This window comes from Magnetococcus marinus MC-1 (assembly GCF_000014865.1).
Taxonomy (GTDB): Bacteria; Pseudomonadota; Magnetococcia; order Magnetococcales; family Magnetococcaceae; genus Magnetococcus; species Magnetococcus marinus.
Genome location: NC_008576.1, coordinates 3,569,721 through 3,595,561 on the forward strand (window position 1 = coordinate 3,569,721; position 25,841 = coordinate 3,595,561).

The window sequence follows — 25,841 nt, forward strand, 5'->3', positions numbered from 1 at the left end:
CCGTTCAGAGACCCCGATATCAAGCGGCTACTGGAGCCGGTAACGGTGGTACGGGGTTTCCCTTTCTCCGTTCAGCAATCACCTTAGCAAGATAGTCCCAGGGGGACACGTTCCGCAATCGACAAGTTTCGATGACGCTAGCCAGCACACCCAATACTTGGCTCCCTTCTGCCGTACGAGTTCCGTGGCTGATCAAACGCGCGATGACCCAGTGGCGCAGCGCACGTTCAGCATCATTGTTTGTCAGTGGCAACCCCGGAGATCTCTAGGGTAGCCAGATGACATCCCAGTCATTGAGAAGCTCAACGGAAAGACTGCGAACCTTTTCGGACGGGGGATAATCTCTGTACATTTCGCAGTATCCCTGGAAATCTTCCAAAATCGACGCGGCAGCAGGCGGATCCGATCCGTCTTTGACCTCTTCGACCATGTATTCCAGGACTTCCAATACCCTGGAGCCGAATCGCTTGGTCTCTTTATCCAGGCTTACCGACAACCCTTTGGCCTTCCGGATCAGATGTGCCCAGCAACGCAGCCGCTTTGAAAAAGTCCGGTAGTTCATGAGTCCGTCGCTCATCAGCCAGCCCGCGAATTCCTCGGTCAGGATATCCATGACCATTTGCCGTGTCCGAGGTCCCACACAAAACAAGACTGTATTGGCCGTCGCGAAAACCCAAAGCCACAAAGCTTGACCTTTTTGCTTCCAAGGCGTTTCGTCTACATGAGCCAGAGCAGATGCACGAAGTTCAGCAATCAGTTCATCCTGAACAGGGTTGGCAGCCAGCCCGACTTCACGTATGCAATTGTCGATGGTCCCGACACTCAACTCCAGGCCGAACCAATCGATTAAAAACTCCTGGACCTTGGAGCGAGACAACCGCATCCGTTTTGCGAGCGCAACAATGAAAGCTGCCAACATGGGGCCGACAATACGCCATTCACTCAAACTGGTGGCAGTTTTGCGTCCTGCAATCTCAAGTCGATCCCCTGTGCCGGGCCCGGTACATGAAATATGGCCGCATCTACAGGCAATTTCCCCAAAAAGGTGCTTGGTTCCCTCCAGCCTCAATCCAGGCTGATCCGGGCCACCCCTTATCAGATCGATGGTCACATAGCCGATTCGAGCTATAAATCGAGCATCCAAGGGAAGAGCGGCATCGCAGGCAGCACACGTTTCCGCTCGATGAACCACGGTACTCCGAATCGGAATTGTTTGGGTACGGCCGAAGCCTTTGGCGCCGATCGGCTTCCCAGCCCTACCTTTCGGCTTCTCGCTTGAAGAATCCGGCTTGCCCTTTCCTGGAGCAGGGGGAGTAGAATTACCGGAAGGCCCTGGTGAATCATCTCCACCCTCATCATCGGCCCCCTTCTTTTTATCCGGCGAAGCGTCTTCCTTATCCTCATCCAGATGCGCTTCATCCTCCTCAACTGGAATTCCAAGGTACGCCGGACGACTGCTGGGCGGCTGGGAGCTGTTATCAGGTGTCCGGTTCAAACGCTCACGAGATTCCTTAAGATCCTCCAACATTTTCCGGCTGACGGCCAGCAATTCTGCAGACGATAGCGAGGAGAGATATTCCTCATCAATCTGGAGCAGGTCGTGATCCGAAAGCTTCATAGTTCGTGCGCCATATCATCGCCGGTGAATGAATCAACATGAACATGATAACACGAGTTTCCAGGAAGAGATTTTTGAGCTTCTGCGCCCCATTGGAGCCAGTGTAAAAATACGCTCGTCTCCGGGGTTGGCCTACAGCTGAAACCCGCCACAATTCCCCCTCAAGGCTTTGATGGGCAAAACAGATCGGATCGCACTCTCCTTTTGAAATTTCACGTTTTCGACGAAAATCGTGTCAAGGATATTCTTTGCCAAGATCAAACAAAATTGGTGCCAGCCCCAGCAGTTAATTCCTTCTCAGACGGTGAACATCCTCACTGAACGAGGGGTCTCTGAACGGTTACGATTCATCTTACGCGGCCTCAGATTGTTTTTAGAAGTGATATTTTGGCCAAGGTTGTAGCGCCCATAAACTCTTGAAGCTCCCATAAACAAAGCCCGGACAGGGGGCCAAACGTGTTGCTACCGCTTTACTCAGAGCCTTGGGGCTACCCAGAAGTGATGGGGCAACATTCATGGCGTCACTTAGTCCAATTTTGGCACTGTTCGGATTCAGTCGGCAGATTGGAGAACTCTCCCTGCATGAAAATCTTTTCAATCAGGCAGTAAAACACGATGAACAGGTAGCGGGATCCCATCTCCTTGATTTTAAATTTGGAGATGCCATGGCTGCGGTTCTCCCAGGAGTTGGGAACAACCGCAAAGCTGTAGCCCCGGATGATCGCTTTAAGGGGCAGTTCAATGGTGATGTTGAACTGATAGGAGAGCAGCGGATGCAGCCCGGCAATCACATGGCGGCGATAAAGCTTAAAGGCGTTGCTGGTATCGTTGTAGCCGGTGCGCAGCAACAGGCGAATAAACAGGTTGCCCAGCCGGTTTAATACCAGCTTTGGCCAGGGGTAGTTGTAGACCCGGCCACCTTTGGTGAAGCGGTTGCCAAACACGCAGTCGTAACCCTCTTGCAGCTTGCGGTAAAAGCGCACCAGATCCTCCGGGGCGTCAGAGGCATCTGCCATGTAGAGGGCCACCGCTTCGCCATTGAAGGCCAACAAGCCCTGACGAATGGCAAAACCGAAACCATTGGGTGGGGTGTTGTTGATGACCCGCATGGTGGGGCAGTAGGGGGTCATGGCCACAAGAATCTCCCCGGTGCGGTCGCTGCTATTATCGTTGATCACCAGAATTTCATGGGCAATGGATTCAGCCTGCAGAACGGCAATCAGCTTTTCCACCGTGGATTGAATGCACCCTTCCTCATTATGGGTGGGAATGATCACAGAGAGCATGTCCGTAATCCCTGCTTCCTCCCACTCCTTACGGTATTGCACCTGAACAGGCATTACACTTCTCCTAAAGCATGGTTTTCATAGTGTTTTTCTGCTTACCAAACAGCCAAGGCGCACGCCACAGGGGGCGCAGAGCAGGTGGCAGCAACCATGGCCCAGGATGTGGCGTCACCCTTGATGGCACGAATCCAACACTGGGCATCCTGGCGGGGGGGCTCTGGCCCAGATCCAGGGGAGGACCGCCCGCTTTGGCCTTTTGCAGCCATTTGCCCTTGACCAAGCAGGCCGCTGCATGTTCTCGGTCATGGGCCATCGCAACCCGGCATGCGGCAGGCGTTTGTCTCGGGTTAAGGTTGGGCATGAGGGTGGCGGGCCACTCTCCTCAGCGTGTTTTCAAGCCCCCTTCAATCTCGCGAAGAATGTGCTCTACGTTGAATTCAAGTTGCCACTGGGGATAGTGATCCTTGAACTTTTTCAGGTCAGAAATCCACCAGATATGGTCACCGGTTCGATTGGTTTCGCTGTATCTGAAATCCAGGATATTGCCGGTAATCTGTTGGCATAACTCAATGGCTTCTAGCATGGAGCAGTTGGAATCCATCCCGCCCCCCATGTTGTAAACCTCGCCGGGGCGTGGGTTTTGAAAAAAGTGCCAAAAGCCGTGAATCAGGTCGCTAGAGTGAATGTTGTCGCGCACCTGTTTGCCCTTGTAACCAAAGATGGTATAGGGGCGCTTTTCCATGGCGCACTTCATCAAATAGGCCAAAAAGCCATGCAACTCTGCCCCCGAGTGCCCCGAGCCTGTTAAACAGCCGCCCCGGAAGGAGCCAGTAGCGAGGCCAAAATTGCGGCCATACTCCTGCACCATCACATCCGCCGCCACTTTGGAGGCCCCGAAAACGCTGTGGGTGCTCTGGTCGATGCTCATCAGTTCATCAATGCCATCTTTTGCGTAGGGGTGGGTGTCGCGGATGGTCCAGCGGGTCTCTTCCTCCACCAGAGGCAGGCGGTTGGGGGTGTCGCCATAGACCTTGTTGGTGCTGGTAAAAATAAACACAGCTTTGGGACAGTGCAGACGGGTTAACTCCAACAGATTCAGGGTACCCACGGCATTGACGGAAAAATCGGTCAAAGGCTCCCTTGCGGCCCAGTCGTGGGATGGTTGCGCCGCGGTGTGGATGATGCCGGAAATATTATCTCCGTAGCGGGCAAACAGCTGTTCCAGGGCCTCATAGTTGCGGATATCCAGCGACTCATGTTGATAACGGGGTACGCTGGCCTGAAGTTTTTCCTGGGACCAGCGTGTACTGGCTTCGGAACCGAAGAAGTATTGACGCATATCATTGTCGATACCCACCACTTCAAAGCCTTGGCTAGAAAAAAAGCGCACGGCCTCAGAGCCGATCAGGCCAGCGGATCCGGTAATCAAGATAACTGACATGGAACTCCCTTTATTTACTGTTTTTTTTAAAGAAAGATTTGACTCAACTGCTTTTCGTGGCTACAGATCCACTGATGGATATCCGCCACGATGGTCTCGACAGACCTTTTGGGCTGCCACCCCAGGATTTCCTTAATCTTGCGGGTGTCGCTTACATAATATGGGATATCCGCATCGCGGGTTTCCGGTTGTCGGCCTATGACGATCTCTTTGCCGGTTTGGTTTTGGCAAATGGTCGTCATCTCCTGCAGTGATGCGCTGACATCCACCCCGCCACCAACATTAAAGATCGGGCATGTGCCGGATTCCAGCTTGGGCAGGTGCAGGTGTATCAGTTCGAACAGATCGGCAATGTGTAAAAGATCACGCACCTGGAGCCCCTCGCCGCCAAACCCCACATAGGATAAGGGGGTGCCATAATGGTGACGGCTTACCCAGTGGGTAACAAAACCCTGGTCCACTTTTCCCATCTGCCAAGGACCGGCCAGCACGCCGCAGCGGTAGACCAGAGCGGGCAGCTGATAGGCCTCGGCGTACTCCATCAGTACGGTTTCACAACTGAGCTTGCTGGCGCCGTACAGAGAGCGGGCGCCTGCCAGTGAAAAATCCTCGGCAATGCCCTGATCAGACCAGCCTGTACCGGTCACGCCTTGGGGTAGATACAGGCGGGTCTGCATGGGTTTCAGGGGCAGGGCGCGCATGGGGGTTATGGGATAAATCCGGCTGGTAGAGAGAAACAGCACCGCAGCCTGATGTTGACGGGCCGCCTCAAAACAGTTGAGTCCGCCAGTCAGGTTGGTGCTCAATAAATAGGCCGGAGACTCCCCATAACCGGCATGGACTGAGGGCTCGGCAGAGCACTCAATGAGCAGGTCAAACGGGCCGACTGCCTCGACATCCTCTTTAACCCGGACATCTCCATGTAGGAACGTAACCCCGTGTTCGGCCAGACGCGGCAGCGTCAATTCACTCCCACGACGCTTGAGATTATCCATCACCACCACGTGACGATCCGGATAGGCCTGCTTAAACAGGATGGCCAGATTGGATCCAACAAACCCTGCACCGCCGGGTATAAAAAGGGTTCTAAACATATATTAAGGCGCTTTCCGACCAAAAGATCCTCATCAGAACTGATCGGACCAGTCAAGGGTAGTGAAGCGGCATTCAGTAACGTTACGCCCTATGGGCGAGAGAAACAAAAAAAACACCTTCTGATCTCTGCTGACTTCAAGCTGATTTGCCTCTATCATATTCTCTACTATGGAGAGCATTTCCAGTAACCGCATCACTCTTAAGACAATCCTCCAGTAACCGTTCAGAGACCCCGATATCAAGCGGCTACTGGAGCCGGTAACGGTGGTACGGGGTTTCCCTTTCTCCGTTCAGCAATCACCTTAGCAAGATATGTACCGCACCCGATTGTTTGGACACAATCCCTGCTTACGACTGATTCTGCAAGTGTAACCGTTCAGAGACCCCGGTATCAAGCGGCTACTGGGCCGGTAACGGTGGTACGGGGTTCATGTATCGGAAAAACAAAATTTATGTCCCTGCTGATTTGTGGGTAGATGCAAAATCCCGGATGATTCCATTTACTATCTGAGCTATCCTTTATTCCAAGCTCGAGCCTTCATGGCAGCGCTGGGATCAGGAGCTATCAGAGGGAAACAGTCATGAACATCCGATTACACGCCAACGCGACAACGACACCAAGGACACGTAAGCAAATTCAGGATTCAACACTGCCGGTTACCGTGCTTGCTTCAGAGCTTGGTATCACAACGGATACTGTGCGGCGTTGGAAGGGGCGAACCGACACGGAGGATCGATCCCACACGCCTCATCATTTGCAGACTACCTTGTCACCCGAACAGGAAGCGATAGCTGTGAGCTGCGTCAAACATTCCTTCTTCCCCTGGATGATCTTTTGGTCGTTATGCGTGAATTCGTCAATCCCGATGTTAGCCGCTCAGGTCTGGACCGATGCCTTCGTCGCCATGGCGTCTCACGCTTACGAGACCTGATTCCTCAACCTGAAGGTGAGAAGAAACCCATAAAAACTTTCAAGGATTATGAGCCAGGCTACGTCCATGTGGATTATAAACACCTCCCTCAGATGCCAAATGAATCCTCTCGTCGCTATCTGTTCGTCGCCATAGACCGAGCCAGCCGCTGGGTCTATCTGGAGGTGTGTGATGATAAATCCGCCAAGAGTGCTACTGGTTTTCTCAAACGCCTGACGGCAAAAGCCCTGTCCCTCCCAAAAACATCACCCTCTTTGAAATAACAGCTATTTTCCCATCAGCGTGATATGCTGGCCTTCGGAAAAATTTGCTCTTTCACAATCGAGATACCCACCCCCGGACACAGAGCTCCCCAACAGGTACGAGCTGGCTCCGGCATGTGGTTAAACCTTGTGGGTGACCTGTTGTGTTGATTGGGAAACTGGCCGTGTAATGCCATTTTCCACCAGAACACGGTCACCCACAGCAAGGTCACGCCCCATTACTTGAACAACTCCACGTGCGGTAGCCACGCGGACCATGCCGCCGGTGACGGCCACCACTCGCCCGGATACGGACCGCTTGCTGGCGATAAGGTGTCGAAGATCATGCACTGGGTGCGACACGTTGAACCTCCAGGGACGTGGTGATGCGCGGGCCGATGGCCTCATGGGCAACGCCGGTTACCTTGCCCCGCCAGGATCGGCCCATCAGGGCATCATGCACTTCAATGATCTGACCAGGCATAACACCAGGTCGGTGAACGCAGGTCAGTGAGATCTCCTGAAGATCCTCACCTGCATCAATCTCAGCCCGGCCTCGGGAGAGTTTGGCCTCAGTGGTAGCCAATAGCGGATCGGAGATATCTTCGCCGGGGTGTTCACCATCGCCCCGCTGGCAGACGATCTCTCCATCCCCTACCTGATCACCAGACTGGCCAGTGATGCGCACCTGCACGGGAAAAGAGTCCAAGCCAGCTACGACTTCTGGGGCCGTAAGGCTCCAAGATCGGGAACGCACGGTGAAGGTCACCCTAGCTATAGCAACACCTGAACTGGCCGCCGTAACGGCCATACCATCTGTAGCCAGTGTCAGAGCACCCAGATCATTGCCCAACCAAATCACCGATTGGATGGACTGTGCGGGTTGGGAGAGCGTGGCGCTATTGGACCCATCAAACATGAGATCTTCACTGATGGTGTAGGATTGATCCGCATTGGGAAGCAGTGCGCCTGATGAGGCTGAAATGCTCTGTATGCTGGTCTTGGGCCCATGGTTTACCAACAGGTGGGCAGATCCGCCGGAGTGAAAGGTGGTGTGCCCCTGATTAAGCCCATCCACCCGTCGATCCAGCTCAGCAGAGAGATGACCACCGCTGGGCAACCACCCGCGTACTGTGACCCGATTCACACGGTAGCGGGCACGGTGGGACTCTCTGCAGGAGAGATTATCGGCAGAGTCGGTGAGAATGTGGTCCGGAGTGACCCGGCCCCACTGGGGAACCGCCACCGGAAAGCGGTGACGGACCCGCAGAATACCTCCGGGCGTAGTCTCCACCACCCCACCAGCCGCCTCTGCAATCGTGCGCACCACATCTAAGGGCGCAGCATCATAGACTGCCAACCGCCCACCGGGAATGGTCCAGTCCACCAGATCCCATAGAATGGATTTTCCTACGGCCTCTTCGGCGGCCACACGGGCAGAAACAGGGCTCTCCCACATCCCTTCCATGGGCATGGCTCTTGGCATAGTAAAACGAGCCGTGGGGCTAATCAGCGACACAACCAACCTGGGACGACTCACCCCATCACGAGAGAGAGTCTTATTATCCACCATCATCTGGAAGATCTCACCACCCAGTTCCAGGGTTACCGGATCATCGATCTGAATACGCTGGAATGAGGCGGGATCCGCCAGCTCCATGGTGCCTGTCCAGGCGTAGTCCCCCTCGGCAATGGCTAGGGATGCGGAAAGAATTGTCATAAGGGCAAACCTAAATGATAGGCTCGGACACCCGAGGAGGTCTGCACAGGAGGCTGATCCGCCAGCAGATCCCACCATGCGGTCATAGCCCTATGAGCTGAGTCCCGCGCTTGAAGCTGATAGCCCGTTGTGAGAGATGCATGCACCGGCTGGGTAGCAGACCATTGGCAAGCCAAACTTTGCTGCACCGGTCCCATGAGCGCATAGCCCGCTTGTAAGGTCTTGAGCAGAGCATCCTGATAGGGGGCAGAGAGCGCGCGGTCGATAGGGGCACCGTAACGGGCATCCAACCCCCGCCCAACCTGAACCTTCCACAAAGCGGTAAGGGACTGCGGCCAAACAAATTCACCCAGCGCCCATGGCGTGCGACATGAGCCCGTGACCTGAATGACCCACGAAGCTTCCAGGTGTTGTTCAATGAACGTTCCACACCGATACCCTGCGGCCAAATAACGCGTAACGGGAAAGCGTATGGCATAGAGGCTGGTCACCTGCCTGGATTTAGGGGCAAAGGAGATATGCCCCTTCAACTGGATGGGAAGTGCCGGTGCAGCTTGCAGAGTGCTACTTTGGGCGGTAAAGAGGATAGCAGGGGATTCAATGGTGACGACGCCAGAGGCCCGGGCTGTATGTCGCGCTGCCGTGATGGTGCTGCTGAGGGAGAGGGGGATCTCGCCGGTGACGGAGATGTCCCGGCTGCCGTTCTCGGCACGGGCCGTGAGGGAAAACCCCAACGCCACCGAACAGCGCATGCCATAGGCATCCGCCTGAAGGCGTATTGTGCGCTCTATGGGGAGTGTGAAACTTGCCCGGGCATCCTGTACCCTGGCACTGAGGCGGCTGCTTAAGGCGAGCTTAAGCTCATGCCCAAGCGTAAAGCGCCTGGCCCGGTTTAGATCGGCTGTCAGGGCAATGGGCAGTTGGGTGTTGAGCGCAAATGATGGAGGTAGATAATCGAAGGCGGCTTCAAGCTGCCGGGACAGTAGCAACGATGACCACCCCCCTACCCCATGGGAAACCTGGATAGACCAGGATGTTGAGAGGGATCGGCCCAAGGTCAAACCATAGGGCGCATCAAGGGCCTTTTCTTGAAGGATGGACCACGGGCACTGGACAGCAGCAGAGAGGGGCATGGATCAGGCAGGGTTGGGAATGGAGAAATCCATCTGCTTAAGGGTTACCATCTCCCCAGCGGTCAGCCCCACATTATCCAGGATGGCATCACCACTGCCCCCCTCAACAGAGACATCCCCATCAATCTTGTAGTTGCCATCCTCCAGCCGAAACCAGGTAGCGGTGCCGGTCCCTTCAACCTCACTGGCTACCGGTGCGTTGCTCAAGCTGATCATTCCGTCGGTGGCGCTATTATACTGCAGCGTAAAACGCACCAGGGGCAACTCCGATGTGGGGAAATCGGGATTGGGCGGGCGGGTGCCAGGATAGACAAAGCAGATCCCATCGATGTAGCTCTTCAGATTATTCATAAGCGAGTTGCGCAGGGTATCGTTAAAACGCAGGGCCATAAGACTCTCCTTTATGCGGTCAAGGCTGACATATCTTCGATGAGCTGGAGCAACCACCGCTCACCACGGTATTCACGGGTGATCACCGTCACCCCCCTGTTTTCCAGCTGGGCAATCCATGCGGACAGGCTGTCTCGGATCCGGACATCGCCAAATCCGTTGGTGGATCCTGAGGCATCACAGGAGATCACCACCCGCTTAGGCGTGGGTGTCATGCTCTGTATCAACGCATTCCAATCCTCCAGCGTTGGTCTTTCGCGAATCAGCCGATGCACCTCGGGGGGAAAATCGGCCCCAACAGGGATCAATAGGGATGAGGGCCTGAACTTTAACTCCATACACCCCACCTGGGCGTTGGAGGTTGATAGCGCATGTCTCAACAAGGTTAAATCTTCGTTGAAGGTTTGAAGCTGCATCCCTGCATAGGGCGAGGATTCATCAATGATGGTGATGCAGATATTGGCGCTGACCCATCGGAAGGCCGACAGCTCATCCAGAAAGCCCAGATCAAGGGCTGGTGGTTGAAGAGGCATGATTGAGAAACCTGATTTTAAGCGCCTTGCCGGTAACCGTATCCCGCGCCTCCAGATAGAGGGTCTTTTTCACCTCAATAAACTGCTCGGGATCATCCGGGTGATAGATCTTCTCCAGCACCGTTTGACGGGTCCCCGGAACCTCCTGGTAGAACCCCTCGCTGCTGGGCTCCTCTTCCTCTGCGAGTTCGTCCTTATCGCTACTACCCGAGGGGGAAGCCTGGCGCAGGCTGACACTGGGGGCTCCCGAGGGCCAAAACTTACGAGGGAAGGATACCTGGGTGGCATGCCAGTCGGACAGGGCGATGATGCGTACCGGTGGGACCTCTGCCGATTCCACGTTGCCGGATTGCCAGGCATTCTGCATTTCAACAAACTGAGCCGTTGAGACGCTCTCCTCTCCATTGCCATAGGTGATTTCGTAGAGGGAAAAACCTACGGTGTAGCGCACCACCAGAGCCCCGATCACCTCTTGGGCGGCATGAAACGCGCCCCTTTGGCGGTCATAGCGGGGTGGTGTGACCAGATCCCCCTGCTTGTTGCGAAAGGAGGTCTGCTCGATGATTTCCAACACCGGGTGGTCATAGAGCCAGCGCAGTTTCTTGGTATGCTCTTTGGACCAGGTGATGGTTTCCACCACCGTTTCAGAACGACGCCCGATCAGACGCGCCTCACCCCCGCTGATGATGAGCCGGGCAGTAGCCGCCACGCGCTTGGAGCAGTAGAGCTTTACGCGCTTTTTGCCAGGCTCTATCACCTCAAGGGGCGTGATCTGACTCATGCTATAGCAGATACGCCCCCAGCCACAGACGCCTGAGGTTAGACGGCTGAAAGCCACCTGAACTGGCGCAGAGCCCCCTTGGTCATCATCGTTGACCACCAGTTCAAAGGGCTCATCCAGTTCAGGCGCTGAAAACTGAATCGTAAGCGAAGTGCTGATTTCACCCATGGCGATTACGCACTCTCGCCCGTAATGGCGACCACCACCTTGTCCGCTGATAAGCTATTGGCCCCGGCGGGGACAATACGTTTCCACCAGATGGGCACGGCTGCGGGATGGGTTTTGAAAGTGATGGTTTCCCCACTGGACCAAGCCCCGCCCCAACCCGCCACAGGCAGCGTAAAATAGGGACGGCTGAAATCAGGGTTATTGGGAGCAAAATCACCCCCAGAGATGGAGCCGCTGCCCACACTACCCAGCGTATCCCCCACGCAGCTAAAGCTGTTGGCATCGCTGAAGGTCAGGGTCCAGGTCTGTTCAATGCTGCCGATTGAATCGAGAATCGGTATAATATTGGTGGGCGCTGTCGTTGGACCGGATCCGTCGTATGTACCCGCAACGGTGGATCCGGTCCAGCTACCCCAGGTTGCCTCGATATCCTCGGGCTCAATGACTGAAGCAACGCGGGTATTGCTGGAGGCATAGGCGCTCTGCAAGCTCTGTCCGGCCTCAAAGGTCAGCGTGGCTTTGTCCCCATTCCAGGTCACCCCACCGCTGCTGGCCAGACGGATAAACTCGACGTTACCGGAGGCATCATCCACATGGTCCTGATCGGAGATGCGGATCAGGTCCCCGTTCTGGAAGATGGCATCGGTGGCCGACTCGGTGTTGACATCGATACTGGTGGCCCCGATGGAGACATTGGCATCCAGCGTTCCTGCCCCATAGAGCCGCTCTGATCCGGTGAGCATCCCCTGGGTATCGGTTTGGGTGCCGGGAAAGATCAGAATGCGGTCATCCCCTGGGGTGGCTGTCTCCACATAGATGCGCGGATCAATCAGCTTGATATCAGCATCGTTGGCGACTTTGAAGAACACCTTGCGGTATTTGGTGGATCCGGCCAGTCGTTCCCCTTGTGGCACGTCGGGCCAGACATTGTTCTTCACCCCATCGGCGATCTCACTGGCGGAGATGCGGCCCCCATTGCTGGTGGTATCGCTGACGGTGGTGGATTTGTAGAAGCGTAGTTCTGATGTTTGGATGGGCAATTTCAAATCTCCATTAACTTGATGGTACCGGTGTAGAGATCATGGTGCGGCCAGAGGGGTTGGAACTGGATGGCCGGTGGTTCGTGATGGCGGAACATCACCTGATAGCTCTCTGCCCTCCAGATAAGCGGGAAAACCGCCCCGGATTGCGCAGCCATGGCCTCAATGGCCATCACGGTGGATTGATCCAGCCAGGTCACCCCATCTGCGGCCTCCAGGGTGATGGGCCTGCCTTTGATCAGGGGTTGGGACCAGAGCACAGGGGTGCCGCCCAGGGTGCGGGCTGTCTCCATAGAAACAGGGGCCCATGCCCGACGGTCGCTCCACTGGATCGACTCAGGTAGTGTTAAATCACCAAGTTGTTTCATCGGGATATCAGAAGGTACCGCGCTGCAGTTCCTTGAGGGCATCTACCAGTTGCCGCACCTGTTGCCGGGGGCTAGTGATGGAGGCCGCTGGTCTGCTGTTCATGGTCAGATCAAGCTGAACGATCCCCTCTACTGAGGGCTGTTGATTTCCACCGGCTCCAGCAAAGGAGAGCTGAGGAAGCGCTGGGATCTCCGGAAGCCCCACCATCCCCCCGGTTTGAAACCTGGGAAGGTTGGGCAGGATGCGCCGCACCGTATCCATGGGCGCGGAGTTGATGATCAGCAGTAGATCACGGAAGACCCGGGAGCGTTCTTTGCGAATGACAATCTCACCGGCTTCCAACAAGGCGTGAATCCGATCCCCACCCCCATAGCCGGGGAGACGACCACCCCGGTTCAGACCGATCATACCCCCTGCCTGTCTGGCCTCTACCGTTTGCACGGTTACGGTGATGGTCTTGTCTTTTAACGCCGCCATCTGCTTTTCGATGGCTGAGAGTGCAGATTGGGCCTGCTCAACCTGGGCCTGAAGCTCGACTGATTTGGTGACCCGGTCAGGAAGGGCTTCCATAGCCTGTTTGAGCAGATCCACCTGACCACGTGCTGTTTCCAACTGCTCGGTAAGAGATGTGGTCTGATCTTTCTGGGTAGAAAGCGCTTTTCGTGCACTCTCCTCCTGGCGCTGATAGAGTTGATCCAGCACATCCCCGGCATCCTGCACACCCCGGATGGCGGTGGAGGTATCATTCAAACTGGAGAAGGCATCCTGGGCCCCACGGGCCAGGGATTCGGCCCATTTAATGTCCTGCTCGGAAAGCGTTGTTTGGGAAAGAAGCCTCTGAGCTTCAGCCAGTTTTTGGGAAGCGGCTGCAGCGCGGGAGGTCTCTTTCTCCCGGTCGGACATGTTGCGTTCCAACAGCGAGCGCACCTTATCCTCGGTGGAGATACGGGCGTTGCGCTTTTTCTCTTCGATGCCCTGGATCTGATCGGCCAATCGCTTCTCAGCAGTCAGGCTCTGTTGCAGGGCACGCTCGGTGGCCTGGACCGACTGTTCAGCAGTACGGATCTTCTCGGTAAGCACCTCACGGGCCTGACGCTTCTGCTCTTCAGCCAGCTGCTGCTCCAAAGCAGCCAGTTTGCGCTGGGCAGATGTCCGCTGGCGGGTCAAGTTGGATAGCTGGTTGGCCGCTTCCTGGGCTGCACGCCGTTGGGTCTGGATTGCCTCCGAGGCAGCCTGTGCCGCCAAGCGCCATCCCCCGGTGCTTTTGTCGGCGATGATGGTGCCTTCCCGCTGTAGACGGTTGAAGGTCTCCATATCGGGGATATTGATCCCTAGCTGCTGGCCGATCTGTTTGAGGCGATCCGCTACCTGCTTTTGGGTTTCAACCGCTGCTTGACCCGATGCAACCGCCTCATCCTGGGCATCCTTGGTTTTCAACCAGGAGTAGGCCATATAGCCCAGAGCCCCCACAGCAGCGGTAGCGCCAGCTACAAGCCCCACCGGACCGGTAAGCACGGCGAGTAGACTGCCAACAGCGGCAGCACCCCGGATAAAGAACCCGGCCAGATTGATGGAGATAAGAGAGAGCAGACGGGTGCGGGCCAGCGCCAATGCGCCAACCAATCCCTGAGCGCCTACCACGGCTACCAAGCCAGAGGCAGCACGGGTAACGGTTAGAAACCACTGAGCGGTCTGAAGTGCAGTGAGTGCTGCCATGGCCACACGCAGGGTTTTGATGGCCAGATACGCCCCACCCAGCACGCCGATGACCTCTTTCCACGCTAGGATGAACTCGCCAACCATCAGAGCCACTCGACCCAGCATGGCAGCCAGATCCACACCAGCCAGGGCCAGTTCGACGATGGCATCCTTGTTTTCATTGATGGCAGCGGTGAGATCCTGGAGATTCAATGAACTGTGTTTGTCTATGGCCTCACCAACCGCAATCTTCACCCCCTCCCATGCGGACTCCAGGGAACGGATGGACCCGCCCATGCCCGCTTCCATCTCGGTAGCTACACGTCCGGCGACGCCACCCACTTCATTAAACTTGGCCACCAACGCCTCAAAGGCCTGGGAGGACATGCCTACGGCAGCGGTCAACGCAGGCGCGGCTTCCACCCCGAAGATCTGGATCATGTCGGCGGCATCGGCCCCACTTACCTTCAGGTTGCGCAGCACACCAGTCATGGGCAGCAGTTGGCCGGTGGCATCATGGGTCTGAAGGCCCATACGGTTGATGGCCTCTTGGGCTTTATCCACCGGGGCCAGCAGACGAGCATAGGCAGCACGCAGGGCGGTACCCGCTTTTTCCCCAGAGAAGCCGTTCTTGGCCAGCAGGGCCAGAACGGTGGCGGTCTCTTCAAAGCTGTTCCCCGCAGCTTTGGCTACCGGTCCCGCATATTGCAGCGCCAGCCCCAGATCCTGGATGTTGGTGGCGGAGTTGGTGAAGGCAGTGACCAGGATGTCATTTACATGCCCAAGCTCACCGGCCTGCAACCAAAACTGGGCCATGGAGGCGGTAGCGATCCCCGCTGCGGTCTCCAGATCAACCGAACCCGCAGCAGCGAGCTCCAAAACTTTTGGTAGAGCTTGAAGCTGTTGGGATGCCGAGAGCCCCGCCAGGGACATGGCTTTCAGACCACCCGCTGCCTGAGTGGCCGAGAAACGGGTGGAGGAGCCCATCTCCTTGGCCAGCTCGGTCAATAGGGTGAGCTCTTCTGCCGTTGCGCCCGACGTCGCCGCCACCTGCCTCATGGTGTCATCGAAGGCGGCATAGGTAAGGATGGAATCCTTGATAAAGCCGAAGGCCGCTCGGATAGATTCAAACCCTGCGTAGGCCGCTACCAGATTCCGTACCGTACCGGCCATGCCGCCCATGGTACTGTTCAGGCCATGCATCTCACCGCGCAGGGTCCGCACCCGGCTCTGCATCTGCTGATGAGCACGATTTAGATCCGCCGCAGAAACCCGACCGGAGCGGGCCAGTTCCCGATAGGCGTTTTCCAGCCGCTGGACTTCGCTCTCTACCTCGCGCATGGAGCGCACGCCGATGGTGGCAAAGGCGCGGTTCACGCGGCTCTGCGCTTGAACCTCACGGGTAGCCGATCGCAGATCCCGCTGGAGGCGTTCCTGGCTTTCACTGAGACGGCTGGTGTCTACTCCGGCCTGACGCAAGTTACCCCGCAAAGCATGGAGGGATTCCCGCTGGGCATCCAGCTGATCCTTAAGAGCACGGGCATTACGCTTGGCCTGCTCAAAGGCACGGGTCATGGCGCGGGTGGGGGTTTCAGTCTCTTGCATCTGCACCGCAAGACGGGCCACCTCACGGGTGGCCGCCTGCCATTGATCTTCACTCTCCTGGATCTGCCGTTTCAGATTGCGAAAACCATCGATGTCCGACAGTGCCCCATTGATACGCTGCGCCTGGGTCTGGGCAGCCGAGGCCATGGACTGCACGCCCTGACGGAAGTCGCTTTGCATACGGGTGACAGCAGAACGCAGTTCATCATCGTTGGCTCGGATAACGAACGACAAGGCGGCAGTAGTTCTGGCCATGAGCTACAAATATCCTCTTGTAAGACAACCTGTATGGCTTAAGCCTGAATCGTCAACTGGAACCGTGCTGGACTAAGCGACAGCATATACGCTATCATCTAGGTATGGATATTATTTTGGATACCAGCGTTTTTGTCGCCGCATTACTCAGCCCAAAAGGGGCTAGCAGAGCTGTTCTGCGAGGATGTTTACAAAGGCACTACTACCCAATCATGGGCGCAGCACTGTTTGCAGAATATGAGTCGCTCTTGGGTCGGGAGGAACTGTTCGAAAAATGCCCGGTTTTGCCTCAGGAACGAAAGGCACTTTTAGAAGCTCTTATGGGTGTCTCCCGTTGGACAAACATCTATTTTGGATGGCGACCCAACCTTAAAGATGAGGGAGACAATCACATCATTGAACTGGCTTTGGCAGGTGGTGCATCCATGATCGTGACCCACAATATCAAGGATTTTGCAGCACCCGAGTTGCAATTCCCCCACCTGCAGATTGTGACACCTGCTGAACTACTCCGGAGGAACGCCTCATGGGAACATTAACCATCCGTTTGCCTGATGATAAACATCAACGCTTGAAAGAGCTGGCTAAGCAGAGAAATGTCAGCCTCAACAAGTTAATGGAAGAGTTTTCAACGGTTGCCTTGGCACAGTTTGACCTGGAGTCACGTTTTCGTGTCATGGCTGCCAGAGGCTCTGTTGATGCAGGTCTATCCATCCTGGACAAGTTAGACCGCGCGTTTACAAAGCAGTCCAAGTAGCTCTTGTTATCGTTGGAGGTTCGCTTCAAAGTCCAGCGCATCCAGGAACATCTCCCAGGTGTAATCCATCACACCGGGGTGTCCGAGTTTGATGAGGGTGAAGATGGCCCGCTTGAACTGTCCGACTCTTCGCTTGCTGTCGTCAGCACCTGATTGAGCCGCTTCCCGGCTTCTTCCAGACGCTGGCAGGCGGCAAAAAAATGGGGGTTCTCCTCCTTGATCGCCGTGATGATGGTCTCCAACACCTCCGGTTCCATCGCATGGATCTGCTCTGTGGTCAGATCGCTGAAGGTGAGGATATCTTGGATGGTGACCTCTTCAAACAGCACGTTACCTACCCAGTCGGGCTCTGTGGCCTGGGCATCGACAGCCTTGTTAAAGAACTCGTAGATCTCACCCACAGTAAACTTTCGAACGTGATAAGCGAGTTCACCTGCCGTTTTGGCAATCAGACGTCCCATGGCCATCACCCCTCAATCTGCATCAGTTTGAAGAACTGAGAGACGCCTGCACCGATTTTGCCGTCGTCTTTGAGCACGTCGAACGTAAATTCAATGCTGCCAAAGTCGTCGGTGACCAGTCCCAGGGAGGATGGGGTGTTCTTCACTCGATAGACATCCAGCACCACCGGTTTGCCATCAAAGGCCTGGTTAAAACCATCGAACGCCATGATGTACTCCTTACCGGCATTGAGGATCGCCTCAACGCTGGCCGAGGAGGCGTGGGTATAGGTCATAAGGACCGTGTCCCCATCCACCACATTGGTGGCCCCCTCCAGAATACGCACACCACCCCCTTTGACCTCATAATCGGTACCCTCCACCAGGGGTACAGCGTCATTGGTAAGAGAAACCGCAGAGAGGTCCACGCCCTCCTTGGCACGGAGGTACCCACCCCGATAGGCGACGTGGGATTCATCAGTGACGGTGCCTCCGGCAATGGATCCCGACTCACCAAAGGTGGCCATGGCCAGGGAGTCCACATCAAAGCCGTGGGCGGTGATTACAAGCTGCACATCGGTGATGAGGGAGACGGTGTCGGCGGTGCCGCCGCCAGGGGTGGAGTAGTTTTTGAGAGTTTTCTTCTCCTCACTGAAACTCAACTCGACTTTTGAAGCCTCGCCCAAAAAGCGCATGCCCGCGCCGCCACCAAAGGGGCCGATGAAGCATTCTCCACCGCCGATGAGGGTATGTGTTTTTTTGCCCACAGTCTTTACTCCGTTGTTTTGAATAGAAACGATGTCTCAAACGCCAACGGAAAGTAGAAGATTCCATTGGGTGAGTAGTCCGGTGAATAAGCCGAGGCTGTCCGCTGAAAGGGTTTGAAGAGGGTTCTATCCGGAGTCCAACCCACCACCGTATTGATCACCCGACTGATCAATGCGCCCGCATCGGTTTCTGCATCCCGCACCACCACCAGACAGAGCCAGGTCTGCTCAACCTTCTGCTGATTACCCTGGATTGGCCCCGGCTTGTCCTCTTCCAGAAAGATGATCACCGTGGGCGGAAGATCCGGCTCTTCCCTGATCACTGGCACACCCCAGGATGAGAGCACACGGATCCCTTCAAGCTGATCCTTCAACCGCTGAACGATCAGCCCTTCAACCTGCAAATAATTTTGCACCTCAGATCCTTATCAGCGGGGGAAGCACAGAGATCAGCGGTGGCTTACATGGACCTATGCTGGGGGTTGTAGCGCTAACATCACCCAAGCAATCATTGGGGCCAAACCGATGAGGAAAGGCAGGGGTAATCTGGGTCAAAATCTGACAGTGACTGGCCGGAGGAATGGGTACGTTGAGCAGACTGATCAGGGGAATGCCTGATGGATAGGCGATACTTGAGGTTGCCCTGGGCTCAAGATGGCCTCCCACATAGGAGATGACCTGATCCAGAAGCGTAGAATGGCTGCCGTATCGCTCAAGAACACCACCCACAGATGGGAGAGGCCAATAGGCCCCATCCAGGGCAAAACCGGGATCATTCAGATCAGCCATGATCAGCCCTTACGAATGATCATGGATTCGGTGGTTCCGTTGGTCTGCACCACCGAGTACTGCTTGCCATCCATGGAGAGCACATCGTGGGTTGCCGCCATATTGTCGGGGATCACCCAGATATCGCACAGCGAGGAGATCTCACCGTACATCAGGGGCATTTGGTTAACGTTGTGGCCCATCAAAGGCCAGGCTGGGATGGTGGAACCACCGGCACCATCCGGTACCTTCTGGTCACTGCCCGAAGGCATGGCCAATGTTGAGAAACAGACCGTTCCAGCGGTTAGTGAGGAAGCATTACCTGTGACAGGTGTTTCATCCTTCTGCATCTGTCGGGGTGAATAACCCAAAGTGCCATACATGGCATATCCGAGGTTGCACCACAAAAAGGGTGGCCACCCGGCTGCGGGGGTATCCCAGGGCAAGTATCGGGTTCGTTCCACAATACCGGATGGACCAGGTTTGGTGGTACTGGCCCACCCTGCTGCCGTCTGGCTTGCAAACATGACAAACCGTGCTGAGGCCCAGATATAGAGCGACCCGCCATTGCTCGTATCGATGCGTTGGTTGTAGCTGGTGCTGTCACTGGTGCTCGCCATATTGGTCCCAGCATGACCCGTTGCATCCCACGCTTCATACACCTTGGGAAACAGATAGCCGGTGGTGTTCAGATCCACACACAGATATTTGAAGGCGCTGGCATCATCCGCCAGCGGGGCCTTCAGGCACTGCATGTTGGTTCCGGCGCTGGCATCATGCAGGGTCCATCCGGCGGCCACCTGAGAGATAATCTGGGTAGAGGCCTGATTGCAGGATGCCGACAACGTCGCCTTATCGGTGGTGCCGGTCAGCAGCGCCACAATATCCGACAGCAGGTTGCTGATGCTGGCTCCAGCGTTGTAATCATAACGTGCGTACACAATGGTTGCTCCTATCGATAGTCATAGGATCCACGCAGATCCCAGCGCTTGTTAAACTTGGTGGAGCCTTCGGCAAACAGGATGGAGACCGGATTGCCCCCCTCATAGGCGATGCGGCGGACAAACCATGCGTCATCAGCATCCAGGGCCCCTGGATTGGCCTGCCCGATGTATTCAGGGTTGCCATCCAGGTCATAGGCGATACGGCGGATGAGCAGGCTCTCCGCCTCATGCACCAGTTCGGGAAACACCTTCTTAAACAGAGACACCATTACCTCCGAAGAATCAGTACCAACCAGCCATCCCCACGGGGTTGCACATCCATGACGCGGTAGTTGATCCCACCGACAGCCACCCCATCACCCACCGCAGGACGTGTGGCAAAGTCGGCCTCTCGCCCCTCAATGACCGGTCGATAGCTCTGTACCGGCACCCCAACGGCATCAATGGTGGTGATCTCACGGCTGGAATCAAAAATGGCGGAGAGCTCAGATGGCTCCCCGCCAGCGGGGGTGTGGATGATGGCTTGGCCAAAGACCTCAATACAGGCTGCATTGAGACCATTCAGCCCGTCATCCCAGGCAGCCATGATCAACTGGCGGTCAGTTTGACCAGCACGCCAGGGCGGTGGCACATGGGCAGCGGGTTGGACTGGGTGTGCAGATCAGAGCCCCGTTCAAACTTACGGGGCTCCTGCTTGGCATAGAGCGGCTGCCCCAGGGTGTTGACGCTCTCATTGAAATCGCCAGGGGCAAAATAGGTGCAGAAGGTTTGGGCGGTTCCTACGGGGAAGGCATGCCCCTCCCCTGCAGCGATAAAGCGCCGCACAGTCCCACCGGGATCCGTCGCTTGGCCCCGATACTCTTCGAACACAACGCCTCCAAACTCAAACCCATGGCGCATGTCACTACGCAGCATCACCCCCTGCTGCCACAGCTGATAGGCGCTTTCGACGCGGGCATGGCCGGTCAGGGCATCCATAAACTCTGGAGAAACCAGCACATGGATCCCGGTCATGAATTCACCTCGGAGGTTATCCTCCAGATAGCGTTTCAGTTCCAGGCATTTGGCCTTTACATCGGTGGTGGCATCGTCTAACTCAAAGTTGATGGTTTTAGGGCTGATTTGGAACTCATCAAAGAGGTTGTAGATTACCGAGCCATCGGCATCGAGTATCTCTCCCTTCAAAGCCCCCATACGCAGGTGCTCAAGAGTGATGGCATGTTTATCCCGCATGGATTGCAGATGCATGGCCAGCACATCGGAGACCGCCTCAAGCTCCCCTTCACTGCCGAAGGCACGCACCCCGGCAATCTCTTCAGGGAGCACCACATCATCATGGGGGATATGGGGAATAACAAAGGAGCGGATACGCCGTTTTCCGCGCTTACCGGTACTTCCAGGGGATCCTACTGCTGCGGTAGGCAGCAGGGAGAGCACTCCATTGCGCTCTTCAATGGCAATCTGACGCAGGCGCACAGGACGGGCGGGCATGATGCCCATGCCATCCAGTTTGCCATAGCGATTGGGTAGGATGTTGATGGCTGCCGTCAGGGCGACGGTACCGAACGCATCATTATTGAATGGATTTGCGGCAAGAGCCATGATCATACTCCCTGACGGATGAGGATGCCACGGGCCTCAAGGGCTGCGATAGCTTCCAGTTTCTGGGTTTCGTTGATGGTGTCGGGCCAGACCACAGCATGGTCAGCCAGGATGGCGTAGCGAAGGATGGCCACCTCTGGCACATTCTGACCCACTGGGGCAACCACACGCTGGGCGATGATGCCGATGGGATCAGCGCTTCCATCCACCGCTGCGGGGTCCATGGCCACCACGTTGCTATCCCCGGTGATCAGCACGGTGAAGTGATCCCCCACCACGAAATCCGTAGCCCCATCATCGATGGTGAATTTCAGGTGGGAGGTGTCATAAGCCACACCCACGGTCACATCGGGCAGGCGGTGACCATTGGGATCCACTACCTGGAAGGTGCCGCTGTCAGCGCTGGCGATGATGCAGGTGAGGCTGTAGACACCGGGCACGGCCTGGGATCCCAGGGTAACGGTCCCGATGGTGCCATCCCCGGAGTTACCCGCATCGGCCGCAGCGGCTACCTCGGATTTGGTACGGCGACCAATCACGGTGCCCACAGGCAGCACCCGTTCGGTACCCACCCCGCCCAGCACGGTGACGGTCTCTCGGGAATAAAGGTTGGGGGCTTCAAACTTGAGCACATCCCCAAGATTGTTGGCTTGTTGAATCGCAGGCATGGTTGATTACCTCCTTATTGACCGGCGAGTTTGCGGCAGGAGGCCACCACCGGGTTGGTTTCAAGACTCTGGCTGGGCTGCATACGGGTGCCATCACCGGGCATCACCTCGGAATGGATCTCTTCAGCCTCAGCCCGTTTGGCCAGTAGCTCTTTGCGTACCGCCTCAGCAGCGGTACCTTCGGCGATGTAACCACCTGCCAAGTGGGGCATGCCCGCCAGGGCACAGAGATCCACAATGGCCTGAGCCTCATCGCGCATCTGTTTGCCGTGTTCGGCACGGACCTGGTCCAGGTCGACCACGTTGGATGGGGGTTCAGGTGGGGTGGTGATAGCCATGGGCTGATCCAACACAGGGGTATCATCGGTGGGCATAGGGGCCTCCAATTTGTGCATGAATGTTCGTTTGGGAGATTCAATAAGGGCGGTGAGCCCCGCCAAAGCATCGCGGATGGTGCCAACTTGGTCAGCCAAGCCAGCTTTAACGGCATTGTCGCCAAAGAAGAGTCCGGCCTCTGTGGCCCTGACCACAGCCTCTGGCATGCCCCGCCCCGATGCCACCATGCCGGTGAACATGCCGTAGAGACGGTCTACCTCCTGTTGCAGGTTCGAACGGGCCGCATCCGACAGCGGGGCGTGGGTGGAAAAGTCATTTTTACGGGCTCCAGCAAACACGGTGGTGTAGCTGCGCCCCTCTTTGGCATCCTTCTCCGACTCATCCACATGAGCAGCTATGACGCCGATGGAGCCCACCCCAGCTGTCTGGGGCACGATGATCCTGTGCGCCTGGGAGGCGATAAGATAGGCAGCAGAGAAAGCGTCATCGGCCAGCGCCCAGATGGGCTTGCCCTGCCCCGCTTCGCTGATCATGGCGGCCAGATCAAACACCCCACCCACTTCACCACCAGGGGAGTCGATATCCATCAGGATTGCTCGCACGGCTGGGTCGGTAGCGGCATCCAGCAGCTTCTCTTCAATGGAGGCGTAGGACATGAGCCCCGATGCCGCCTCAATGGCCCCCGCCCGTTTTACCAGGGTGCCGTGGATAGGCACGACGGCGATTCCATTGGGGGTGACCATCAAATCAGAGCTATGGTCCTTGGGCTCAAAGCCGCTGGGCATGGCCGTTGGCTCCAAGCCGATGCGGGGACCGATCACCGAGAGGATAGTCTCCAAGCGGGCACGGTCGACCATAAGCGGCGTCCCGAGGATTCGGGATGCGAATTGGGGTAGTAGTGTCTGATTCATTGAACTGTTGCCGTTTAACGTTGTCCGTTATAAGGTATAAGCATGATCATTAGCTTCCGAGACAAAGCGACTGAGTCGCTCTATGCAGGGGAAAGGGTGAAGAAGTTTGTTGCCTTCTCCAAAATTGCCTTACGCAAGCTGGATATGTTGGATGCTGCGGTGCAACTGAATGACCTGCGTATTCCACCCGGGAACCGATTGGAAGCGTTGAAGCATGATCGGGTGGGACAGCACTCGATCCGCATCAATGATCAGTGGCGCATCTGCTTTGTTTGGAAAGATGATGGCGCACACCAAGTTGAGATTGTTGACTACCACTAAGTGAGGTTTGCCATGCGCGTCAAAACCCACCCTGGTGAAATCCTCAAAGAGGAGTTCCTTGTACCCATGGGCATGAGTGCCAATGCGCTTTCCATTGCGTTGCGTGTCCCCGCTACCCGAATCAGTGAAATTATTCGTGGACGGCGAGGCATCAGCGCTGAGACAGCGCTGCGGTTAGCACGATATTTTGGTACAACACCCCAGTTTTGGATGAACCTGCAACAGGCCTATGATCTATCTCTTGCAGAAACATCTGTAGGCGAGTCCATCTCAAATGAGATCGCTCCTCATGCCGCCTAAGGTAAGGGTTCCAACTCGTCTACGTTTCCAGGTCCACCAGATCTTTATCACTCTGATTCTTATCCCGTGATACTCCCGACCGGGAAGTTCGTCGGGAATCAGAGTCAAACACAAGCCCCAGTTCATCGGCACGCTTGTTATCGGCTACGATCTCCCGGTCAATCTCCTCAATGTCATAGCCGTAGGTGGAGACCGCTTCGGCCCGACTGAGCAGACCAGCGCGGATGGCCCAGATGATGGCATTGAACTCTTTCTGAGGATCCACCCACTGCCATCCCTGGGGAATCCATTTTACCGCCTGATATTCACGACGGCGTTTGCTGTAATCGGGAAGCTGAAGTGCGCCTGACAGAACAGCCTGATCCATCCATCGCTCCCATACCGGACGGCAAAACTGATGGATCAATACCATGCGCTGGATCTGCTCCATTCGGCGGCGAAATTCCACCATACCGGCGCGAATACTGCTGTAGTTGACCCCACTGAGATCCCCGGTGAGCTGTTCATAGGTCAGACCCAGCCCCACAGCTACAGCGCGCAGTTGGGTGCGCATAAACTCTCCATACTGACCACCCACATCGGCTGGGTCAGAGAACTTTACATCCTCACCAGGCAAGAGTACCTGCATGGTACCGGGAGCCCAGGTGACGGGGACGGCCCCCTGTTCATCAGGATCCTGACCATCCTCACCGCCAACGCCCAACTCGGGGTCAGGTTTGGTGATGAAGCCGGCGATGAGCGCGGCGGTCTTTTTCCGCACCAGCTCCGCATCGTCGTACTGATCCAACTCATGGAGGCGAACCAGCGCCTGAGCCATCCAGGGTTCTCCTCTTAGCTGACCGGGGCGCAGAGGTTTGAAAATGTGACACACCTCTGAGCTAGGCACGCGGGCCACATCTCCCGCTTTGAACAGCATGGGCTGCTCACCGGGGTGTTCCCGAAACAGGTGGTAAGCGACCCGGCGACCGATCTTGTCGAATTCGATCCCAGCCCTTACCCGGTGACCATTGGGTAGATCCCGGCTATCGCTGGCGGGGAGATGCTCTGGTTCCAAGAGTTGCAACTGTAGTGGTACAATGAGGCCATCGCGGGTATCCCGATTGCGCAGCCGTACCAGCACCTCGCCCCCCTCGATCATAGCGCGGGCAATCAAAGCCTGGAGGCCATAAAAGCCCAGCATGCCGTGGGCATCAGCCTCACGGGTCCAGGCGAGCCATAATGCTTGGATCTGCGCTTTAATCTGAGGATTTTCTACCGTGGATTGGGGCTTGATACCGGTGCCCACCAGGTTCCCCACCAGGGAGTCCACCGCATTGGCCGCCCAGGCATTACGGCGAATAAGATCCCGTGACCGGGAGCGCATGAGCGTCGCATCCCGAAACAGCAGGGCATTGACCCCAGACTCTTCGGGCTGCCAATTGCCCAACCGCCGACCCGATGCTGCACCCTCATATCCTGCCCGGCGCTTGGGAGGACCACCAAACAGGCGCTTAAACAGCTTCATTACAGATCCTTATTGCTGCGCACACGCAGGTGTCGGGCGATACGACGGCTACCACCATTACGGGCAATCTCTCGGTCCAATAGATCCAACGCTTCACGGGCTTGGCTGAGGTCAAACTGTACGGTCTTATCCCCATGGCTGACGCGGGTCTGGAGAGATTCTAGCCGTTCCAAAAGCTTGTCCCGGCGGATCTGTAGTTCTGCAATTGTCGCCATGA

General features: G+C 56.3%; 27 protein-coding genes and 2 pseudogenes. 5 read left to right on the forward strand and 24 right to left on the reverse strand.

Annotated elements, in window-relative coordinates; all coding sequences use genetic code 11:
- Nucleotides 1-19 precede the first annotated feature (19 nt).
- From MMC1_RS14680 to MMC1_RS14700, 4 genes and pseudogenes are all read right to left on the reverse strand, one after another.
- Nucleotides 20-1,618 (reverse strand): annotated as a pseudogene (locus MMC1_RS14680) (IS66-like element ISMasp5 family transposase).
- Nucleotides 1,619-2,139: 521 nt separating this feature from the next.
- Nucleotides 2,140-2,958 (reverse strand): glycosyltransferase family 2 protein, encoded by an 819-nt coding sequence (locus tag MMC1_RS14685; protein ID WP_011714430.1) that lies wholly within the window; start codon nt 2,956-2,958, stop codon nt 2,140-2,142.
- A 328-nt stretch (nt 2,959-3,286) separates the two neighbouring features.
- Nucleotides 3,287-4,345 carry an NAD-dependent epimerase/dehydratase family protein gene (locus tag MMC1_RS14695; RefSeq protein WP_011714432.1) on the reverse strand — a complete coding sequence of 353 codons (1,059 nt, stop codon included), beginning with the start codon at nt 4,343-4,345 and terminating at the stop codon, nt 3,287-3,289.
- 26 nt (nt 4,346-4,371) lie between these two features.
- A complete protein-coding gene (locus tag MMC1_RS14700) occupies nt 4,372-5,439 on the reverse strand; it encodes an NAD-dependent epimerase/dehydratase family protein (RefSeq protein ID WP_011714433.1) in 1,068 nt (355 codons plus the stop codon).
- Between the two features lie 582 nt (nt 5,440-6,021).
- On the opposite strand from MMC1_RS14700, the pseudogene MMC1_RS22250 reads away from it, so the two are divergent.
- Nucleotides 6,022-6,599, forward strand: a pseudogene (locus tag MMC1_RS22250) (transposase family protein); the annotation flags it as partial.
- Between the two features lie 358 nt (nt 6,600-6,957).
- Here MMC1_RS22250 and MMC1_RS14710 read toward each other — a convergent pair.
- The 8 genes from MMC1_RS14710 to MMC1_RS14745 form a co-directional block, all read right to left on the reverse strand.
- Entirely contained in the window at nt 6,958-8,334 is a 1,377-nt protein-coding gene (locus MMC1_RS14710; RefSeq protein WP_011714435.1) for a hypothetical protein, read from the reverse strand.
- A complete protein-coding gene (locus tag MMC1_RS14715) occupies nt 8,331-9,323 on the reverse strand; it encodes a hypothetical protein (protein WP_227665260.1) in 993 nt (330 codons plus the stop codon). Before MMC1_RS14715 ends, MMC1_RS14710 begins: the two co-directional genes overlap by 4 nt.
- Nucleotides 9,324-9,470: 147 nt before the next feature.
- Nucleotides 9,471-9,857, reverse strand: coding sequence for a hypothetical protein (locus MMC1_RS14720; RefSeq protein ID WP_011714437.1), 387 nt, complete (start codon nt 9,855-9,857; stop codon nt 9,471-9,473).
- Nucleotides 9,858-9,868: 11 nt separating this feature from the next.
- Nucleotides 9,869-10,390: a hypothetical protein gene (locus MMC1_RS14725; protein WP_011714438.1), complete on the reverse strand. Its 522-nt coding sequence runs from the start codon at nt 10,388-10,390 to the stop codon at nt 9,869-9,871.
- Complete coding sequence (locus tag MMC1_RS14730) at nt 10,365-11,339, reverse strand: hypothetical protein (RefSeq protein ID WP_011714439.1); 975 nt, start codon at nt 11,337-11,339, stop codon at nt 10,365-10,367. Before MMC1_RS14730 ends, MMC1_RS14725 begins: the two co-directional genes overlap by 26 nt.
- A gap of 5 nt (nt 11,340-11,344) precedes the next feature.
- Complete coding sequence (locus tag MMC1_RS14735; RefSeq protein ID WP_011714440.1) at nt 11,345-12,379, reverse strand: hypothetical protein; 1,035 nt, start codon at nt 12,377-12,379, stop codon at nt 11,345-11,347.
- 2 nt (nt 12,380-12,381) lie between these two features.
- The gene (locus tag MMC1_RS14740; RefSeq protein ID WP_011714441.1) at nt 12,382-12,747 is read right to left on the reverse strand and encodes a hypothetical protein; all 366 of its coding nucleotides are present in this window, start codon (nt 12,745-12,747) and stop codon (nt 12,382-12,384) included.
- 7 nt (nt 12,748-12,754) lie between these two features.
- A complete protein-coding gene (locus MMC1_RS14745) occupies nt 12,755-16,306 on the reverse strand; it encodes a phage tail tape measure protein (RefSeq protein ID WP_011714442.1) in 3,552 nt (1,183 codons plus the stop codon).
- Nucleotides 16,307-16,410: 104 nt separating this feature from the next.
- Between MMC1_RS14745 and MMC1_RS14750 the strand changes: the two genes are divergently transcribed.
- Both MMC1_RS14750 and MMC1_RS14755 read left to right on the forward strand, forming a co-directional pair.
- Nucleotides 16,411-16,845, forward strand: coding sequence for a putative toxin-antitoxin system toxin component, PIN family (locus MMC1_RS14750; protein WP_011714443.1), 435 nt, complete (start codon nt 16,411-16,413; stop codon nt 16,843-16,845).
- Complete coding sequence (locus MMC1_RS14755) at nt 16,833-17,063, forward strand: toxin-antitoxin system HicB family antitoxin (RefSeq protein WP_011714444.1); 231 nt, start codon at nt 16,833-16,835, stop codon at nt 17,061-17,063. The genes MMC1_RS14750 and MMC1_RS14755 overlap by 13 nt, the downstream gene beginning before the upstream one ends.
- A 68-nt stretch (nt 17,064-17,131) precedes the next feature.
- Here the strand turns inward: MMC1_RS14755 and MMC1_RS14760 are convergent, their stop codons facing one another.
- The 10 genes from MMC1_RS14760 to MMC1_RS14805 are packed head-to-tail and all read right to left on the reverse strand — an operon-like array spanning nt 17,132 to nt 23,499.
- Complete coding sequence (locus tag MMC1_RS14760; RefSeq protein WP_011714445.1) at nt 17,132-17,524, reverse strand: hypothetical protein; 393 nt, start codon at nt 17,522-17,524, stop codon at nt 17,132-17,134.
- A gap of 5 nt (nt 17,525-17,529) precedes the next feature.
- On the reverse strand, nt 17,530-18,270 hold the full coding sequence (locus MMC1_RS14765) for a phage tail tube protein (RefSeq protein ID WP_011714446.1): 741 nt from the start codon (nt 18,268-18,270) through the stop codon (nt 17,530-17,532).
- Nucleotides 18,271-18,275: 5 nt separating this feature from the next.
- Nucleotides 18,276-18,686 carry a phage tail terminator protein gene (locus MMC1_RS14770; RefSeq protein WP_011714447.1) on the reverse strand — a complete coding sequence of 137 codons (411 nt, stop codon included), beginning with the start codon at nt 18,684-18,686 and terminating at the stop codon, nt 18,276-18,278.
- 1 nt (nt 18,687) lies between these two features.
- Nucleotides 18,688-19,059 carry a hypothetical protein gene (locus tag MMC1_RS14775; protein WP_011714448.1) on the reverse strand — a complete coding sequence of 124 codons (372 nt, stop codon included), beginning with the start codon at nt 19,057-19,059 and terminating at the stop codon, nt 18,688-18,690.
- Between the two features lie 2 nt (nt 19,060-19,061).
- Complete coding sequence (locus MMC1_RS14780) at nt 19,062-19,979, reverse strand: hypothetical protein (protein WP_011714449.1); 918 nt, start codon at nt 19,977-19,979, stop codon at nt 19,062-19,064.
- Between the two features lie 11 nt (nt 19,980-19,990).
- A complete protein-coding gene (locus tag MMC1_RS14785; RefSeq protein ID WP_041640933.1) occupies nt 19,991-20,251 on the reverse strand; it encodes a hypothetical protein in 261 nt (86 codons plus the stop codon).
- A complete protein-coding gene (locus MMC1_RS14790) occupies nt 20,251-20,568 on the reverse strand; it encodes a head-tail joining protein (RefSeq protein ID WP_011714450.1) in 318 nt (105 codons plus the stop codon). Before MMC1_RS14790 ends, MMC1_RS14785 begins: the two co-directional genes overlap by 1 nt.
- Nucleotides 20,569-20,570: 2 nt before the next feature.
- Nucleotides 20,571-21,584 (reverse strand): major capsid protein, encoded by a 1,014-nt coding sequence (locus MMC1_RS14795; RefSeq protein ID WP_011714451.1) that lies wholly within the window; start codon nt 21,582-21,584, stop codon nt 20,571-20,573.
- A 2-nt stretch (nt 21,585-21,586) separates the two neighbouring features.
- Nucleotides 21,587-22,252: a head decoration protein gene (locus MMC1_RS20425; RefSeq protein ID WP_011714452.1), complete on the reverse strand. Its 666-nt coding sequence runs from the start codon at nt 22,250-22,252 to the stop codon at nt 21,587-21,589.
- 14 nt (nt 22,253-22,266) lie between these two features.
- Complete coding sequence (locus MMC1_RS14805) at nt 22,267-23,499, reverse strand: S49 family peptidase (protein ID WP_041641268.1); 1,233 nt, start codon at nt 23,497-23,499, stop codon at nt 22,267-22,269.
- Nucleotides 23,500-23,541: 42 nt separating this feature from the next.
- Here MMC1_RS14805 and MMC1_RS14810 point away from each other — a divergent pair, with 42 nt between their 5' ends.
- Nucleotides 23,542-23,820, forward strand: a complete 279-nt coding sequence (locus MMC1_RS14810) for a type II toxin-antitoxin system RelE/ParE family toxin (RefSeq protein WP_011714454.1) — start codon at nt 23,542-23,544, stop codon at nt 23,818-23,820.
- 12 nt (nt 23,821-23,832) lie between these two features.
- Complete coding sequence (locus MMC1_RS14815; RefSeq protein WP_011714455.1) at nt 23,833-24,120, forward strand: HigA family addiction module antitoxin; 288 nt, start codon at nt 23,833-23,835, stop codon at nt 24,118-24,120.
- Nucleotides 24,121-24,139: 19 nt separating this feature from the next.
- Here the strand turns inward: MMC1_RS14815 and MMC1_RS14820 are convergent, their stop codons facing one another.
- A complete protein-coding gene (locus tag MMC1_RS14820; RefSeq protein ID WP_011714456.1) occupies nt 24,140-25,624 on the reverse strand; it encodes a phage portal protein in 1,485 nt (494 codons plus the stop codon).
- Nucleotides 25,624-25,839 (reverse strand): phage head-tail joining protein, encoded by a 216-nt coding sequence (locus tag MMC1_RS14825; protein WP_011714457.1) that lies wholly within the window; start codon nt 25,837-25,839, stop codon nt 25,624-25,626. The genes MMC1_RS14820 and MMC1_RS14825 overlap by 1 nt, the downstream gene beginning before the upstream one ends.
- Nucleotides 25,840-25,841 lie beyond the last annotated feature (2 nt).

Excerpts from the sequence above, each read along its gene's own strand:
- MMC1_RS14685 (WP_011714430.1), bottom strand. The coding sequence starts at position 2,958 with ATGCCTGTTCAGGTGCAATACCGTAAGGAGTGGGAGGAAGCAGGGATT.
- MMC1_RS14695 (WP_011714432.1), bottom strand. The coding sequence starts at position 4,345 with ATGTCAGTTATCTTGATTACCGGATCCGCTGGCCTGATCGGCTCTGAG.
- MMC1_RS14700 (WP_011714433.1), bottom strand. The coding sequence starts at position 5,439 with ATGTTTAGAACCCTTTTTATACCCGGCGGTGCAGGGTTTGTTGGATCC.
- MMC1_RS14710 (WP_011714435.1), bottom strand. The coding sequence starts at position 8,334 with ATGACAATTCTTTCCGCATCCCTAGCCATTGCCGAGGGGGACTACGCC.
- MMC1_RS14720 (WP_011714437.1), bottom strand. The coding sequence starts at position 9,857 with ATGGCCCTGCGTTTTAACGATACCCTGCGCAACTCGCTTATGAATAAT.
- MMC1_RS14725 (WP_011714438.1), bottom strand. The coding sequence starts at position 10,390 with ATGCCTCTTCAACCACCAGCCCTTGATCTGGGCTTTCTGGATGAGCTG.
- MMC1_RS14730 (WP_011714439.1), bottom strand. The coding sequence starts at position 11,339 with ATGGGTGAAATCAGCACTTCGCTTACGATTCAGTTTTCAGCGCCTGAA.
- MMC1_RS14740 (WP_011714441.1), bottom strand. The coding sequence starts at position 12,747 with ATGAAACAACTTGGTGATTTAACACTACCTGAGTCGATCCAGTGGAGC.
- MMC1_RS14745 (WP_011714442.1), bottom strand. The coding sequence starts at position 16,306 with ATGGCCAGAACTACTGCCGCCTTGTCGTTCGTTATCCGAGCCAACGAT.
- MMC1_RS14750 (WP_011714443.1), top strand. The coding sequence starts at position 16,411 with ATGGATATTATTTTGGATACCAGCGTTTTTGTCGCCGCATTACTCAGC.
- MMC1_RS14755 (WP_011714444.1), top strand. The coding sequence starts at position 16,833 with ATGGGAACATTAACCATCCGTTTGCCTGATGATAAACATCAACGCTTG.
- MMC1_RS14760 (WP_011714445.1), bottom strand. The coding sequence starts at position 17,524 with ATGGGACGTCTGATTGCCAAAACGGCAGGTGAACTCGCTTATCACGTT.
- MMC1_RS14775 (WP_011714448.1), bottom strand. The coding sequence starts at position 19,059 with ATGGCTGATCTGAATGATCCCGGTTTTGCCCTGGATGGGGCCTATTGG.
- MMC1_RS14785 (WP_041640933.1), bottom strand. The coding sequence starts at position 20,251 with ATGGTGTCTCTGTTTAAGAAGGTGTTTCCCGAACTGGTGCATGAGGCG.
- MMC1_RS14790 (WP_011714450.1), bottom strand. The coding sequence starts at position 20,568 with ATGGCTGCCTGGGATGACGGGCTGAATGGTCTCAATGCAGCCTGTATT.
- MMC1_RS14795 (WP_011714451.1), bottom strand. The coding sequence starts at position 21,584 with ATGGCTCTTGCCGCAAATCCATTCAATAATGATGCGTTCGGTACCGTC.
- MMC1_RS20425 (WP_011714452.1), bottom strand. The coding sequence starts at position 22,252 with ATGCCTGCGATTCAACAAGCCAACAATCTTGGGGATGTGCTCAAGTTT.
- MMC1_RS14805 (WP_041641268.1), bottom strand. The coding sequence starts at position 23,499 with ATGAATCAGACACTACTACCCCAATTCGCATCCCGAATCCTCGGGACG.
- MMC1_RS14810 (WP_011714454.1), top strand. The coding sequence starts at position 23,542 with ATGATCATTAGCTTCCGAGACAAAGCGACTGAGTCGCTCTATGCAGGG.
- MMC1_RS14815 (WP_011714455.1), top strand. The coding sequence starts at position 23,833 with ATGCGCGTCAAAACCCACCCTGGTGAAATCCTCAAAGAGGAGTTCCTT.
- MMC1_RS14820 (WP_011714456.1), bottom strand. The coding sequence starts at position 25,624 with ATGAAGCTGTTTAAGCGCCTGTTTGGTGGTCCTCCCAAGCGCCGGGCA.
- MMC1_RS14825 (WP_011714457.1), bottom strand. The coding sequence starts at position 25,839 with ATGGCGACAATTGCAGAACTACAGATCCGCCGGGACAAGCTTTTGGAA.